The 14,963-nt window shown below is 71.7% G+C and carries 15 protein-coding genes; 6 read left to right on the forward strand and 9 right to left on the reverse strand.

Annotated features, from left to right (window positions below):
- Positions 1-329 precede the first annotated feature (329 nt).
- A complete protein-coding gene (locus ME121_RS23365) occupies positions 330-1,976 on the forward strand; it encodes a hybrid sensor histidine kinase/response regulator (protein ID WP_059409662.1) in 1,647 nt (548 codons plus the stop codon).
- 17 nt (positions 1,977-1,993) lie between these two features.
- On the opposite strand, the gene ME121_RS23370 is transcribed toward ME121_RS23365, so the two are convergent.
- The 7 genes from ME121_RS23370 to urtA all read right to left on the reverse strand — a co-directional run bounded on the left by ME121_RS23370 (position 1,994) and on the right by urtA (position 8,561).
- Positions 1,994-2,266, reverse strand: coding sequence for a hypothetical protein (locus ME121_RS23370; protein WP_053621582.1), 273 nt, complete (start codon positions 2,264-2,266; stop codon positions 1,994-1,996).
- A 97-nt stretch (positions 2,267-2,363) separates the two neighbouring features.
- On the reverse strand, positions 2,364-2,570 hold the full coding sequence (locus ME121_RS23375) for a hypothetical protein (RefSeq protein ID WP_059409663.1): 207 nt from the start codon (positions 2,568-2,570) through the stop codon (positions 2,364-2,366).
- 292 nt (positions 2,571-2,862) lie between these two features.
- Positions 2,863-3,558, reverse strand: coding sequence for an urea ABC transporter ATP-binding subunit UrtE (gene urtE, locus ME121_RS23380; RefSeq protein ID WP_024830535.1), 696 nt, complete (start codon positions 3,556-3,558; stop codon positions 2,863-2,865).
- A 2-nt stretch (positions 3,559-3,560) separates the two neighbouring features.
- The gene (gene urtD, locus ME121_RS23385; protein WP_059409664.1) at positions 3,561-4,358 is read right to left on the reverse strand and encodes an urea ABC transporter ATP-binding protein UrtD; all 798 of its coding nucleotides are present in this window, start codon (positions 4,356-4,358) and stop codon (positions 3,561-3,563) included.
- On the reverse strand, positions 4,355-5,509 hold the full coding sequence (urtC, locus tag ME121_RS23390) for an urea ABC transporter permease subunit UrtC (RefSeq protein ID WP_012318429.1): 1,155 nt from the start codon (positions 5,507-5,509) through the stop codon (positions 4,355-4,357). Before urtC ends, urtD begins: the two co-directional genes overlap by 4 nt.
- Positions 5,510-5,514: 5 nt before the next feature.
- Positions 5,515-7,086, reverse strand: a complete 1,572-nt coding sequence (gene urtB / locus ME121_RS23395; RefSeq protein ID WP_059409665.1) for an urea ABC transporter permease subunit UrtB — start codon at positions 7,084-7,086, stop codon at positions 5,515-5,517.
- A gap of 179 nt (positions 7,087-7,265) precedes the next feature.
- Positions 7,266-8,561 carry an urea ABC transporter substrate-binding protein gene (gene urtA / locus ME121_RS23400; protein WP_029360584.1) on the reverse strand — a complete coding sequence of 432 codons (1,296 nt, stop codon included), beginning with the start codon at positions 8,559-8,561 and terminating at the stop codon, positions 7,266-7,268.
- 314 nt (positions 8,562-8,875) lie between these two features.
- Between urtA and ME121_RS23405 the strand changes: the two genes are divergently transcribed.
- Both ME121_RS23405 and ME121_RS23410 read left to right on the forward strand, forming a co-directional pair.
- Complete coding sequence (locus ME121_RS23405) at positions 8,876-9,094, forward strand: DUF6894 family protein (RefSeq protein WP_059409666.1); 219 nt, start codon at positions 8,876-8,878, stop codon at positions 9,092-9,094.
- A gap of 254 nt (positions 9,095-9,348) precedes the next feature.
- A complete protein-coding gene (locus ME121_RS23410) occupies positions 9,349-10,128 on the forward strand; it encodes a Crp/Fnr family transcriptional regulator (protein WP_043073482.1) in 780 nt (259 codons plus the stop codon).
- 3 nt (positions 10,129-10,131) lie between these two features.
- On the opposite strand, the gene ME121_RS23415 is transcribed toward ME121_RS23410, so the two are convergent.
- A complete protein-coding gene (locus tag ME121_RS23415) occupies positions 10,132-10,851 on the reverse strand; it encodes an HWE histidine kinase domain-containing protein (RefSeq protein WP_012318424.1) in 720 nt (239 codons plus the stop codon).
- 57 nt (positions 10,852-10,908) lie between these two features.
- Complete coding sequence (locus ME121_RS23420) at positions 10,909-11,640, reverse strand: Crp/Fnr family transcriptional regulator (RefSeq protein ID WP_012318423.1); 732 nt, start codon at positions 11,638-11,640, stop codon at positions 10,909-10,911.
- A gap of 424 nt (positions 11,641-12,064) precedes the next feature.
- On the opposite strand from ME121_RS23420, the gene ME121_RS23425 reads away from it, so the two are divergent.
- Genes ME121_RS23425 through ME121_RS23435 form a run of 3 tightly spaced genes read left to right on the forward strand, consistent with a single transcriptional unit; the run spans position 12,065 to position 14,929 of the window.
- A complete protein-coding gene (locus ME121_RS23425) occupies positions 12,065-12,997 on the forward strand; it encodes an ABC transporter ATP-binding protein (RefSeq protein WP_089231719.1) in 933 nt (310 codons plus the stop codon).
- The gene (locus ME121_RS23430; RefSeq protein WP_059409667.1) at positions 12,994-13,887 is read left to right on the forward strand and encodes a branched-chain amino acid ABC transporter permease; all 894 of its coding nucleotides are present in this window, start codon (positions 12,994-12,996) and stop codon (positions 13,885-13,887) included. Before ME121_RS23425 ends, ME121_RS23430 begins: the two co-directional genes overlap by 4 nt.
- 7 nt (positions 13,888-13,894) lie before the next feature.
- Positions 13,895-14,929 carry a branched-chain amino acid ABC transporter permease gene (locus ME121_RS23435; RefSeq protein ID WP_024830541.1) on the forward strand — a complete coding sequence of 345 codons (1,035 nt, stop codon included), beginning with the start codon at positions 13,895-13,897 and terminating at the stop codon, positions 14,927-14,929.
- Positions 14,930-14,963 lie beyond the last annotated feature (34 nt).

Raw genomic sequence — 14,963 nt, forward strand, 5'->3', positions numbered from 1 at the left:
ACTGAATAAGGGTCGCACGCACGGAAGACTCGTCATCGCCGCCGTATCGCGCTCTCTCGTCGTGTCTGGTAGTATCGATTACCGTCAGGTAGACTTGTGAGATCTGTCCACGGCCGGCGACGGCGGCGCGCCGTCGCCCGGATCCCGGGCGGCGACGCGGCAGGGCAACTGCACGATGAAGCGACAGCAGGAGACCGGGAGCGGCACGGCGGGATCCGGGGCGGGATCCGGGGCGGGATCCGGGGCGGACGCCGCGGGGACCGTCCCGGCGAGGCGGGCGATCGGCGGCACCGCCGGGCGGCGCGCCGCCGGCCGGGCCTGAGCCGCCGATGTTCGGGTCGCGGCGCCGGCGGGACGAGGCGTACGACAACGAGAAGGCGCAGGCGCTCATCCGGGCCGTCGTCATCGGCCTCGCCTGCCTGTACCTCCTGCCCCAGATCTACGGCGGGATCGCCCCGCCGGAGGCCCGGTTCGTCGCCTACCTCGTGACGTGCCACTGGGTCTTCGCCGTGGCGCTGTACGGCTGGATCACCCGGAATCCCGGCAGCAACACGCCGCGCCGCGTCGTCACCTTCGTCCTCGACCTCGGCGGGATGACCTACACGATGGCGGTGGGCGGCGCGCCGTTCCTGCCGCTCTACGCCATCGTGATCCGGCTGATCGTCGGCAACGGCCTGCGCTACGGGGTGACCGCCCTGAAGGCGTCCACGGCCGCGGCCCTGGTCTCGCTCGCGATCACCACGTACTGCAACGCGTACTGGCGCGCGAACCCGTTCCTCGTCCTGACGCTGACGGCCATCACCGTCCTCGTGCCGACCTACATCTACAGCCTGCTGGAGCGCCTGCGCGGCGCCTACGAGCGCGAGCAGGAGGCGAGCATGTCCAAGTCGCGCTTCCTGGCACAGGCGAGCCACGATCTGCGCCAGCCGATCCACGCCATCAGCCTGTTCACCGCCTGCCTGCGCGGCGCCAGGCTGGGGCCGGAGGAGCTGCAGATGGTCGAGAACATCGACCGGTCGCTGCAGAGCGTCTCGCGCCTGTTCAAGTCGCTCCTGGACATCTCGACCCTCGACAGCGGCCGGGTGGAGCCCCGGCCCGAGCCCGTCGCGATCGACGACGTCATCGAGGATGTGCGGCGCCAGAACTCGGAGGCCGCCCAGATCGCCGGGACGGCTCTGCGCAGCCGCGCCTGCGCGGTCGTGGTGCGCACCGACCGGGCACTGCTCACAACGATGCTCCAGAACATCGTCAACAACGCGATCAAGTACGCCCCCGGTCGGCCGATCCTGATCGCCTGCCGCCGGCGGGGCGACCGGCTCGCCGTCCAGGTCTACGATCGCGGCCCCGGAATCCCGGTCGCGCATCAGGAGCGGGTCTTCGACGAGTTCTACCAGGTCCGCCGCCGCGGCGACCGGGATGTCGAGGGCGTGGGCCTCGGCCTGCCGATCGTCCGGCGGCTCGGCGAGCTCCTGGACCTCGCGGTGACGCTGCGCTCGGTGCCGGGTCGCGGGACCTGCGTGACGATCGGCAACCTGCCCCTCGCCCGGGCTCCGGAGCCCGCGGCCCTCCCCGCCGGGCTCGACCCGCCGGCGACGATCGGCGGCCTGCGCGTGCTGCTGGTGGAGGATGACGGGGCGGTGCTGCGGGCCACGGCCAGCCTGCTGGAGACGTGGGGCTGCCGCGTTCAGCCCGAGACCGGGATCCCCGACGCCGTTCCCGAGATCGACCTCCTCGTCACCGATTTCGAGCTCGGGAACGGCGTCACCGGGACGGACTGCATCGCGGCGGTCCGGCGGCTCGCCGGCCGCGCGCTCCCGGCGGTGGTGATGAGCGGCCACGACGAGGCGCGCGTGCGCGAGGATCTGGGGGCTCCGGACATCCCGATCCTCTCGAAGCCGGTCCGGCCCGCCGAGCTGCGCTCCGTGCTCACCGCCGCGAGCCTCCGGCTGCGCCCTCGGCCCGCGCCGGCCGCCTGAGACGCGCGGCCGACGCCTCACCGGGCCGGTTCGGCCGGATCCGTGCCGGGACGCGCGGTCCCCGCTCCGCCGCCCTGCTGGTCGAGCATCGCCTTGAGCAGGGCGTCCCGCGCGAGGCCGTGCTCGGTCGCGACGCGGTCCACCATCCGGAGCGCCTGCGCGGCGGCGGAGCGGTCCGTCACCGGCGCCTGCGCGAAGGCCTGGCTGAGCCGCGTCCCCGCGACGTAACCGATGACGATCCCGACGAGGACGCCGCAGGCGCCGACCAGGATCAGGACGCCGATCTTCATGACTCACCCGTCGGCTGCCGCGAGACTGCCGGCCTTCCGAGCATGCCGCGCGGGTGATCTCAAGGGGCGGCCGGCTCGGCGGCCTCGGGTCGCCGCGTCAGCCCTGCTCCGCGCGGTCCGCGCCGTCGCGGGCTTCGGCCTCCCGCCGGGCCGCGCGGGCCTGGGCGATCAGGTCGACGGCCGCCAGCGGGGCGTTCGCCCCCACGCCGCCGGCCAGCAGCAGGCCCGGCGGCACCGTCCGGATCTGGGCACGGCCGCCGCGGGCGCCGCGGCGCCCGGCCCTTCGATCGGTCGCGTTCGTCATGACAGCGCGTCGCCCGTCAGCGCGGGCCGGCCTGCGGCCGCGGCCGCGGTACGGCGATGGTGACCAGCTCGCCGGTGATCGGATCCAGGATCGTCATGGGCGCCTCCGTGGTTGAGCCCCATGGCGGACCTGAATTGTGTTTTAACATTGGCCGATCGAGGCCATATGCACAGTTTTGGCGGTCGATGTCGCCCCCTGCCCCGCCGCGATTGTTGAATATCCGCCCCGATATTCGGCTCGAAGGGCTGTATTCCCAGGCGCGCCGGGGGCGGGGGCGGGGGCGCGGCGCGCCCTAGACGGACATCCACCGGAGGACGTCGGCCTCGACCATCCCGGCCCGGGGGCCGGCCAGCACCACCTGCCCGCGATCCATCACCGCGTAGGAATCGCAGAGGTCGCGGGCCCACTCGAAATACTGCTCCACCAGCACGATCGCCATCTCGCCCTTGCCGCGCAGGTAGGTGATCGCCCGGCCGATATCCTTGATGATCGAGGGCTGGATGCCCTCGGTGGGCTCGTCGAGCACGAGGAGCTTCGGCCGGGTCACCAGCGCCCGGGCGATGGCGAGCTGCTGCTGCTGCCCGCCCGAGAGGTCGCCGCCGCGCCGGTGCAGCATGTCCTTGAGTACCGGGAACAGGTCGTAGATCTCCCCGGGGACGTGGCGGTCGCGGCGCTTCAGCGGCGCGAAGCCGGTCTCGAGGTTCTCCTTCACGGTCAGCAGCGGGAAGATCTCGCGGCCCTGGGGCACGAAGGCGATCCCGGCCCGGGCCCGGTCGTAGGGGGCGAGATCCTGGATCGGGCGGCCGGCGAGGCGGATCGCGCCGGAGCGCACCGGCTGCTGGCCGACGATCGCCCGCATCAGCGAGGTCTTGCCGACGCCGTTGCGGCCGAGCACCGTCGTGACCTGCCCGGCCTCGGCCGTGAGGGAGACGCCGCGGAGCGCCTGCGCGGCGCCGTAGTAGAGGTCGATGCCGTCGACGGAGAGCATGGTCATCGCCCCAGATACACCTCGACGACCCGCGGGTCGGCCGAGACCGCGTCGATCGAGCCCTCGGCCAGCACGGCGCCCTCGTGCAGGCAGGTGACCCGGCACCCCAGATCGCGGACGAAGTGCATGTCGTGCTCGACCACGAGGACGGCGTGCTCGCCGGCGATGCGCCGGAGCAGGCGGGCGGTCTCGGCGGTCTCGGCGTCGGTCATGCCGGCCACGGGCTCGTCGACCAGCAGCAGCTTCGGGTCCTGCGCGAGCAGCATGCCGATCTCCAGCCACTGCTTCTGGCCGTGGCTGAGATCGGCCGCCGGCCGGCCCCGGTGGGCGAGCAGGCCGACGGTCTCCAGAAGGGCGTCGATCCGCTCCCGCGCCACCCGGTTGCGCCAGCCGAACAGGGACGCGAAGGCCGCGCGCGGCCCTTTGAGGGCGAGCAGGATGTTGTCGGCGACCATGTGGCTCTCGAACACCGTGGGCTTCTGGAACTTGCGGCCGATGCCGAGGTCGGCGATCGCCGGCTCGTCGCTCCTGAGCAGGTCGTGGCTGCCGTCGAACAGGGCGATGCCGCTGTCCGGCCGGGTCTTGCCGGTGATGCAGTCCATCATGGTGGTCTTGCCGGCGCCGTTCGGGCCGATGATCGCCCGCAGCTCGCCGCGGGCCAGCGTCAGCGACAGGCCGCGCAGGGCCTTGTAGCCGTCGAAGGTCACCCGCAGGTCGTCGAGGTAGAGGAGCGCGTCCGTCTCCCGCTTCCGGTTGGCGGGGCCGCGGGTGTCCGGGCGTTCGAGGAGGTCGGTGCTCATGCGCCCTGCCCTTGTTCGACGCGGTCCGGGGCGATGTCGGGCTCCGGCGGCAGCTTGGCGGCCGCACGCCGGGAGCCGAGGCGCTCGATCGCGGTGCCGACGAGGCCGCGCGGCAGGAACAGCGTCACGACCACGAACAGGGCGCCCAGCGCGAACAGCCACGCGTCGGGCATCGCCCCGGTGAGCACGGTCTTGGCGTAGTTGACCAGCACGGCGCCGAGCGCCGCGCCGACCAGCGTGCCGCGGCCGCCCACCGCCACCCAGATCACCGTCTCGATGGAGTTGGTGGGCGCGAACTCCCCCGGGTTGATGATGCCGACCTGCGGCACGTAGAGGGCGCCGGCGACGCCGGCCATCATGGCCGAGACCGTGAAGGCCAGCGTCTTGAAGTGCTCCGGCCGGTAGCCGAGGAAGCGGGTGCGGCTCTCGGCATCGCGCACGGCGATCAGGATCTTTCCGTACGCCGAGACCGTCATGACCCGGGCGATCAGGTAGCCCAGCGCCAGCGCGATCCCGGTGGCGACGAAGATGCCGACGCGAAAAGTCTGGGACTGAACCGGGAGTCCCAGAAAATCCTTGAAGTCGGTCAGCCCGTTGTTGCCGCCGAGGCCCATGTCGTTGCGGAAGAAGGCGAGCATCAGCGCGTAGGTCAGCGCCTGCGTGATGATCGACAGGTAGACGCCCGTGACCCGCGACCGGAAGGCGAGCCAGCCGAACAGGAAGGCGAGCAGGCCCGGCACCAGCAGGACCATCAGCGCCGCGAAGGCGAAGTGGTCGAAGCCGTACCAGTACCAGGGCAGCGCCTTGTAGTTCAGGAACACCATGAAGTCGGGCAGGACCGGGTTGCCGTAGACGCCCCGGGCGCCGATCTGGCGCATCAGGTACATGCCCATCGCGTAGCCGCCGAGCGCGAAGAACGCCCCGTGGCCGAGCGAGAGGATGCCGCAATAGCCCCAGACGAGGTCGAGGCTGACCGCGAGCAGCGCGTAGGCGAGGTACTTGCCGAACAGCGCCACGAGGTAGGTCGGCAGGTGCAGGCCGGAGCCCTCCGGCACCGCGAGGTTCAGCACCGGCACGGCGAGGCAGAAGGCGGCCAGGACGGCGAGGAAGATCCAGCCCTTCCGGTCGATGAGGGGGGTGCGGGACGGCATGGGGCTCACGATTCCACCGCCCGGCCCTTGAGCGCGAACAGGCCGCGCGGGCGCTTCTGGATGAACAGGATGATGAAGATCAGGAGGCCGATCTTGGCCAGCACCGCGCCGATATACGGCTCGGCGAGCTTGTTCACGACGCCGAGCGTCAGCGCCGCCACCAGCGTCCCCCAGAGGTTGCCGACGCCGCCGAACACCACCACGAGGAACGAGTCGATAATGTAGCCCTGGCCGAGGTTCGGCGAGACGTTGTCGATCTGCGAGAGGGCGACGCCCGCCATCCCCGCGATGCCGGAGCCGAGCCCGAAGGTCAGGGCGTCGACGTAGGGCGTGCGGATGCCCATCGCGGCGGCCATGCGGCGGTTCTGGGTGACCGCCCGGGTCTTCAGGCCGAACGACGTCCTCCGCAGCACGAACAGGAGGCCCAGGAACACCGCCAGCGCGAACACGATGATCCACATCCGGCCCCAGGTGATCGACAGGCCGTAGAGGTCGAAGGCGCCGCTCATGAAGGCGGGGGCGCCGACCTCGCGGTTGGTCGGTCCGAAGATCGTGCGCACGCCCTGCTGCAGCGCGAGGCTGACCCCGAAGGTGGCGAGCAGCGTCTCCAGGGGACGCCCGTACAGGAAGCGGATGATGAACCGCTCGATCAGCACGCCGACGAGGCCGGCGACCAGGAACGCGCACGGGATGCTGATCGCCAGCGACCAGCCGAACAGGGACGGCGCCTTGGTGCGGATCAGCTCCTGCACGAGATAGGTCGTGTAGGCGCCGAGCATGACCATCTCGCCGTGGGCCATGTTGATCACGCCCATCACCCCGAAGGTGATGGCGAGCCCGATGGCGGCGAGCAGCAGGACCGAGCCGAGCGAGATGCCGTACCAGACGTTCTGGAGGGCCCCGAGGATCGCGAGCCGCGTCTCGATCGCCGCGATGCCGCGGCCCGCGGCGGCCCGCACGGCCTCGTTCGGATCCGCCGCGAGACCGCGCAGGATGCCCATCGCGTCGCCATCGCCCCGGGCCTGGATGGCGGGAATCGCGGCCAGCCGGTCGGCGTCCGCGGTGCCGGGCCCGGCGAGCAGCACGGCGGCGCGGGCCTCGGTGAGCGCCTGCCGGACGCCTGCGTTGGCCTCGCGGGTCAGCGCCGCGTCGAGGGCCGGCAGCGCCGCCGCGTCCCGGGCCTTGAACACCGCGTCGGCGGCGGCGCGGCGCTTGGCCGGATCGGGGCTGGCGAGGTCGAGCTGGCCGCGGGCCGCCTCGATCGCCCGGCGGACCCGATTGTTGGCCCGCACGGGCCTGAGGTCGGGGCTGTCGGCGGCCGGGGCGCCGGTTCTCGCGTCCACGACGGCGCCGCCCTGCCGGATCAGCAGCGTCTTGTCCGGGCGCACCAGCAGGCGGCCGTCCGACAGGGCCGCGAGGATCGCGTCGGCGCGCGGGTCGCCGCTCGCCGCGAGGCCGGAGACGCCGGCCTCGATCTCGGCGTAGCCGTCCCCGGCGAGCTGGCCGTAGGGATCGGCGGTCTGCGCCAGCGCCGGGACGGCGAGGAGCAGGAGGAGGAGGCAGAGGAGACGGAGCATCGAGACTTTCGGCACGACGGCTGACTCTCCTCCCCCTTGCAGGGAGGAGCCGGAGTTGGGGGTGGTGCAGGATCGAGCGGGGCGGTGCCTTCTGCACCACCCCCACCCCTCCCCCTCCCCGCAGGCTTGAGCGGATCCCGGGCAGGCCCGGGATCGCCCGGGGAAGGGATGGAGACGCCTCAGGCGCCGCCGCAGGACTTGGTCTTGGTGTTGTAGTTGCCGCACTTGAGCTTGACCCAGTCGGCCTCGAGGTCCTTCGAGCCCTCGAGCTGCTTCGACCACGCCTCGCCGGGGATCAGGCCCTCGGTCTTCCACACCACGTCGAACTGGCCGTTCGCCTCGATCTCGCCGATGAAGACCGGCTTGGTGATGTGGTGGTTCGGCAGCATCGTCGCGGTGCCGCCGGTGAGGTTCTTCTGCTCGATGCCCGGCAGCGCGTCGATCACCTTGTCGGGGTCCGTGGTGCCGGCCTTCTCGACCGCCTTCACCCACATGTTGAAGCCGATGTAGCTGGCCTCCATCGGGTCGTTGGTGACGGCCTTGGGGTTCTTCTTGAACGCCTGCCACTTCTTGATGAACGCCTCGTTCTCCGGCGTCTTGATCGACTCGAAGTAGTTCCAGGCGGCGAGGTGCCCGACCAGCGGCTTGGCGTCGATGCCGGCGAGCTCCTCCTCGCCCACCGAGAAGGCGACGACCGGGATGTCGGTGGCCTTGATGCCCTGGTTGGCGAGCTCCTTGTAGAACGGCACGTTGGCGTCGCCGTTGATGGTCGAGACCACGGCGGTCTTCTTCCCGGCCGAGCCGAACGCCTTGATCTTCGACACCTCGGTCTGCCAGTCCGAGAAGCCGAACGGCGTGTAGTTGATCAGGATGTCCTCGTCCTTGACGCCCTTGGACTTCAGGTAGGCTTCGAGGATCTTGTTGGTGGTGCGCGGGTAGACGTAGTCGGTCCCCTCCAGCACCCAGCGCTTGGCGCCGCCGCCATCCTCCGACATCAGGTAGTCGACCGCCGGGATCGCCTGCTGGTTCGGGGCGGCGCCGGTGTAGAACACGTTGCGCTCGCTCTCCTCGCCCTCGTACTGGACGGGGTAGAACAGGATGTTGTCGAGCTCCTTGAACACCGGCAGCACGGACTTGCGCGACACGCTGGTCCAGCAGCCGAACACGGCCGCGACCTTGTCCTTGCTGATCAGCTCGCGGGCCTTCTCGGCGAAGAGCGGCCAGTTCGAGGCCGGGTCGACCACCACCGGCTCCAGCTTCTTGCCGAGCACGCCGCCCTTGGCGTTCTGCTCGGCGATGAGCATGAGCATCACGTCCTTCAGGGTGGTCTCCGAGATCGCCATCGTGCCCGACAGCGAGTGCAGGATGCCGACCTTGATGGTCTCCTGCGCCCGCGCGGCGCCCGCTCCCAGCGTGCCCATCGCCAGCCCGGCGGCCAGCGCGGCGGCCGAGGCCCAAGTTCCAAATGCCTTCATGGCGGTCCCCTGCGTCGTCTTCCTCGCGACGGGCCGACCTTCGCAAATCGTGTGCCAATTATTTAGGCATGCCGCGTCGGGAGGCTGTTCCGGGTCCGGCAGCGCCCAGAAGGGCGGCGTTTCGCTCGCCAGACCGGCAGCGCCGTGCCGCGTCCTGCGGCGTCCGCGAGCGGGGGGACCAAGCGATAGGCATCCGCGCCGGGACTTTCGCGCGCACGTTGATCGGACGCGGATCGATGCCACTTACCTCAGCCCCCGGCGCGGCGCCCGCGCGCCGGGGCGGGAGCGGGTCCGGACCTGAGCTGAAGGATGTCATGGCAGAGCGCTACTATTTCCGCCTGAGGAGCGACGGCGAGACGATCGAGGACGAGACGGGCGTCCTCGCCGCGACGGTCGCGCACGCGGAAGCGGAAGCGCTGGTGCTGATCGAGGAGTTCCGGAAGGCCGGCGAGCTGCCGGACGCCGAGGCGGGCTGGCGGATGGAGATCCATGACGGGAACGGCACCGTCCTGCGCACGCTTCGGCTCTCCTGACACGCCGATCCGGCCCGCATGGCCCGGCGCGCCCTCCGCGGCCGATCCCGGGAGGCGGCGCCGGTCCGGTCGCGCCGAGGGCCGCATTCGGGCGCCGGCGCACCCCGGCGTCGAAGGTTCCTCGCGGATCGGCGCCGTCGGGATCCGGATCAGAGGCGTGGCGATCATTTGATGACCTCGCGGAGTAAGGATAAGCCGTCGCGCGTTTACGCAGAGGCGCCTCCGCGCGCGGGGCAGGACGTCCGGGAGATCCCTTGAACCCCTTCCTTCGCAAGCTGGCGCTGCGCGCGAACCTGGACGACGGCGACGTGGCCGCGCTGGGCGCGGCGACCAGCGATGTCGCGCAGGTCGAGGCGGGCCGCGACCTGGTCTCGGAAGGCGTGCGGCCCGACGCCGCCTACGTGATCCTCGACGGATTCGCCTGCCGCTACAAGCTGGTGCCCGACGGGGGGCGCTCGATCCTCGCCTACCTCGTTCCCGGCGACGGCTGCGACCTGCACGCGTCCCTGCTCAACCGGGCGATCCACTCCGTGGCGACGCTGACGCCCTGCACCGTCGCCTCGGTCCCCTACCGGACGATCAAGGAACTCGCCGCCCTCCGGCCCAACATCTACCGCGCCCTGTGGTGGTCGGTCCTGGTCGACGAGGCCGTCCTGCAGGAATGGCTCGTCGGGGTGGGGCGCCGGTCCGCCGACAAGCAGGTCGCCCACATCATCTGCGAGCTCTTCGCGCGCCTGAACGCCGTCGGCCTCGGCCTGGAGCCCGAGTACCGCCTTCCGCTGGCGCAGTCCGAACTGGCCGACACGGCGGGGCTCTCGAACGTCCACCTCTCGCGCGTCCTCTCCGACCTGCGCAGGGCCGGGCTGATCGAGAGCGGGCGCAAGAGCGTGCGCGTGCCGAATCTCGAACGTCTGCGGGAGTTTTCCGGGTTCACGCCCGACTACCTGCTCCTGCCCGGCCCGAACCCGGCCGTGGAGGCGCTCGGCGCGCTGCCGCAGATGACCGGGCAGGTGCGGGCGGCGTCGAGCTCGTGAGCCTCACCGGCCGTCGCTCTCGCAGCCCGTCTCGGGATCCTCGGCCACGCGGCGCCCGACCTGAGCCGTGAGCGGCACGCGGATCGTGCAGCGCAGCCCGTCCGGCTCGTAGCGCAGGTCGACCGCCGCGCCGAGATCGTAGGCCAGCATCTCCGTCAGCACGTCCGTGCCGAAGCCGCGCCGGCCGGAGGGCACGACCCCGCGGCCGCCGGTCTCGGCCCAGTCGAGGCTGAGGACGGGCGGTCCGGCCTCCGTGTCCGCCACCCGCCACGCGGCGCGGATCCGGCCCTGGGGGAGCGCCAGGGACCCGTGCTCCACCGCGTTGCTGGTCAGTTCGTGCAGGGCCAGCGCGACGACCTGGGCGGCCTTGGGGCGGAGGCGCACCCGCGGGCCGGCGAGGCTGGCCTGCTCGCCCTCGCGGGCGAGGTGGAACATCAGCTCGTCCGAGATCAGCGTGTGCAGGTCGGCGTCGCCGAACGCGTCCGTGGCGGCCTGCACCCGCATGATCGCCCCGAACCGGCCGTCGAGATGCGCCACGTAGCTCTCGACATCGGCGGCACTGTCGGCGGACCGGTGCATGACGGTGCGCAACATCGCCATCGTGTTGCGCATCCCGTGACGCAGGCTGTCCGGGAGCCCCGCCCCGTCGAGCAGCCGGCGCAGGCGCGCGTTGTCGGCCTCCAGGAGTGCGAGACGCTCCGCCGGATCGCGAGGGTCTGTCATGCCGGGCCACTCCGGATGTCGTTCAACCTGGCTCAATCGCCTCGGGACCGGCAGGGTTCAGCGCGCGGCAGCGTGGTCGGCCTCGATGAGATGGAGATACGCGGTGTCGAAATGCGCGAGCCGCGCGAGCGCGGCCGGATCGTGGATCGTCAGGCGCCGGCTGCGCAGGGTGATCAGCCCCATGCCGCGCAGTTCCTGGAGCGTGCGGTTGATGTGCACGCTGGTCTGCCCCATCGCGTCGCCGAGATCGTTCTGCGTCATCGGCATCGCGCAGGTATTCCCGTCCGTCAGGCCGACGGCCGCGAGGCGCGCGTGCAACTCGCAGAACAGGTGGGCGAGGCGCTCGATCCCGGTTCGGCTGCCGAGGCTGACCGTCCACTCGCGCTGGATCGCCGCATTGGCCAGGGCCTCGCGGTGGAAGGCCATGTCGAGCCGCGGGCTGCGGGCGGTCAGATCCCGCATCGCGGGGCCGGAGATCTGGCCGAGGAGCACGGGCGTGATCGCGCCGATCGCGTGATCCATCTCGTCGAGGAGGAAGACGTGCGGGTCGCACGGGTCGCCCGGGAGCAGGAGCGAGACGATCTGGCGGCGCCCGTTGGCGAACTGCCGGTACCGGCAGGCCCAGCCCTCGAGGATCACGTTGATCGCGCGCGGATCGTCGCCCACGTGGATGATGTCGGTGCGAGCGGCGACCATGCGGCTCGGGCTCATGGCGTCGGCCAAGCACATCCGGTCGTCTTCGGAGAGCCGGACATAGCAATTTAGCTTGTGCGCGAGCGGGTTTGGCATGGCGGCGCCTCCACGACGGCGTGGGGGCGCGAACCTACATTTTGTTTCAAGCCATGAATACTTATGCAGATTAGTTTATGCTACCGTAAGGTGTCTTTCCGCCCGCCGCGCCGGGCCGATCCGCCCGGATCCGGGCCCGTCACCGTCCCGGGGCGGCAAGATCTGGGTGGGGTGCGCGGACCCTCGGCAGGACTAGGGAAGTGATCCCGCGCCGGCGCGTCCCGGAAGGAGAATGTTCGCGCGCCGTATCGAAATTGAAAAGACTGTGCCTTTGACTTCGCGCGCGCCGCACAGCAGGATTTGACCGGCGGGAACATCGGAATGTTCGCCGGGGACGTGTCGTCGTCCTGTCTCTCGCCTTCTCTCAACGGGTGCCGCCGGTTCGCGCCGCAGCGGACGACCTATCGTGGACGGATCCTTGCCCATGCAGCCTGCGCTGCGCCTCGTCCGCCCCGTTCTGGACGGGCGGACCCCCATCCCCCGCCCCGCCGCTCGCCCGGCGGCGGGGCCCGGCGGCAGCCCGCACCGGGATGGGGCGGACGCGATCCTGTCGGTCGAGGGACTGTCCCTCGCCTTCGGCGGCACGGTGGCCTTCGCGGAGATCGACCTCGCTGTCGGGGCCGGCGAGATCCACGCCGTGATCGGGCCGAACGGCGCCGGGAAATCCTCGCTCATCAACGCGATCACCGGCCTCTACGCGCCGCGGGCCGGGCGGGTGCGGCTCGGCGCGGAGACCTTCGCCCGAGTGCCGGCCGGACGGCTCGCCGCGCTGGGCGTCGCCCGGACCTTCCAGAACCTCGCCCTGTTCGCGGGCCTGAGCGTGCGCGACAACGTCCTCGCGGGGCTCTCGGCCGCGCGGCGCGCCGGGCTCGGGGCCCAGATCCTGGGTCTGCCCTCCGCCCGGCAGGAGGCGCGCGCGCACCGCGCCGCCGCCGAGGCGGTGATCGGGCGCCTGGGCCTCGGGGCAGTGGCCGACCGCCCGGCCGGCAGCCTCCCCTACGGGCTCCAGAAGCGGGTCGAGCTCGGCCGAGCCCTGGTGGCCGAGCCGCGACTCCTGCTCCTCGACGAGCCGATGGCCGGCATGACGGCGACCGAGAAGGCCGAGATGACCGGCTCCATCCGTGCGGCGCGGAAGCGGTCCGGGGCCGCGATCGTGCTGATCGAGCACGATATCGGCGTCGTCATGCGCCTCTCCGACCGGGTGACCGTGCTCGACCACGGCCGCCGGATCGCCACCGGCACGCCGGCGGAGGTTCGGGCGGACCCGGCTGTCATCGCGGCCTATCTGGGGCTCGCGGACGGGGATGCGGATGGAGATGCGGACGCGGATATCGACGCGGACGCGGCCGCCGCATGAGCCCGGACCTCGCCTTCCTGATCGAGGTCGTGGTCGGCGGCCTCCTCTCGGGCGTCATGTACGCCCTCGTGGCGATCGGCTTCGTGCTGATCTACAAGACCTCGGGCGTGCTCAACTTCGCGCAGGGCGCGATGGTGCTGCTCGCCGCCCTCACCTTCGTGAGCCTGACCGAGCGCGGGCTGCCCTTCCCGGCGGCCCTGGCGGCGACGCTCGCCGCGATGGTGATGGTCGGCCTCGCGGTGGAGCGGGCGGTGCTGCGGCCGCTGGTCAACCAGCCGCCGATCACCTTGTTCATGGCGACGCTGGGCGTCGCCTACGTGATCGAGGGCGCGGCCCAGCTCGCCTGGGGCACCCAGGTCCACGGGCTGGACCTCGGCATCGACGACACGCCGATCGACCTCGGCGGCGTGCTGGTCAGCCGGTTCGACCTGTTCGCCGCCGCGGTCGCGGGCCTGATGGTGGCGCTCCTCTCCGCCTTCTTCCGCTACACCCGTACCGGCCTCGCCTTCCGGGCGGTGGCGGACGATCCGCTCGCCGCCCTCAACACCGGCCTGCGCCTGCCCCGGATCTGGTCGGCGGTCTGGATCGCCGCCGGGATCGTCGCCCTGGTGGCGGGGCTGCTCTGGGGCGCGCGGCTCGGCGTGCAGTTCTCCCTGTCGCTGGTGGTGCTGAAGGCCCTGCCGGTCCTCGTGCTCGGCGGCTTCGACTCCATCGCCGGGGCGATCGTGGCCGGGCTGATCGTCGGCGCGGCGGAGAAGCTGTCCGAAGTCTATCTCGGGCCGGTCATCGGCGGCGGGATCGAGGGCTGGATCGCCTACGTGGCGGCCCTGGGCTTCCTGCTGGTCCGGCCGTCGGGCCTGTTCGGCCTGCGCGCCGTCGAGCGGGTCTGAGGACACCATGGACGCCCTCCCCCTCGCCGCACCGCGCGCCCGCCTGTCCGCCCGCACCCTCGGTCTCGGTGCCCTGCTGGTCCTGGCCTACGGGATCGTGCCGCTCACCGGCACGAGCTACGTGTTCGAGGCGCTGCTGACGCCGTTCCTGGCCCTGGCGCTGGCCGGCCTCGGGCTCAACCTGCTCACCGGCTATGCCGGGCTGCTCTCCCTGGGCTCGGCCGCCTTCATGGCGGTCGGAGCCTACGCGGCCTTCAACCTGTCGCTGCGCCTGCCCGGCCTGCCCCTGCCGGTGTCGCTCCTGCTCGCCGGCCTCGTGGCGGCGCTCGCCGGGCTGGTGGCGGGGCTGCCGGCCCTGCGGCTGCGCGGCTTCTACCTCGCGGTCTCGACGCTCGCCGCGCAGTTCTTCGTCGCCTGGGCGCTGAACCGGATCGGCTGGATCTCCGACGACAGCCCCTCGGGCGTCATCACCGCCCCCCGGCTGGTGGTGGCCGGCCTGTCCTTCGACGATCCGCGCGGGCGCTACCTGTTCTCGCTGAGCGTGGTCACGCTGCTGACCGTCCTGGCGTGGCGCCTCGTGGCCTCCCCCACGGGCCGCGACCTCGTGGCGATCCGCGACAACGAGACCGCCGCCCGCCTCGTCGGCGTGAAGGTCGCCCGGACCAAGCTCCTGGCCTTCGCGGTCTCGTCCTTCGTGATCGGGATCGCCGGGGCGCTGTGGGCCTTCGCGTATCTGCGCACCGTCGAGCCGGCGGGGTTCAACCTCGACCGCTCCTTCCAGATCCTCTTCATCGTCATCATCGGCGGCCTGGGCACCCTGCGCGGCGCCTTCCTGGGCGCGGGCTTCATCGTGGTGCTGCCCCTGCTCCTCGCGCGCCTCGGCGCGGCGCTCCTGGGCGACGGGTTCGATTCCGGCACCCTGGAGATGGTCCAGCGCATCGTGCTCGGCGCCCTGATCGTCGCCGTGCTGATCCGCGAGCCCGCCGGCCTCGCCGCCCTCCTCGACCGGGCGGGCCGCCGCCTCGGCCGCCGCGCCGCCTGATCCCCCTTCCCGTCTGACCAACCCCAGGACGACC

The sequence above is a fragment of the Methylobacterium sp. ME121 genome (genome assembly GCF_000974725.1).
Classification (GTDB): domain Bacteria; phylum Pseudomonadota; class Alphaproteobacteria; order Rhizobiales; family Beijerinckiaceae; genus Methylobacterium; species Methylobacterium radiotolerans.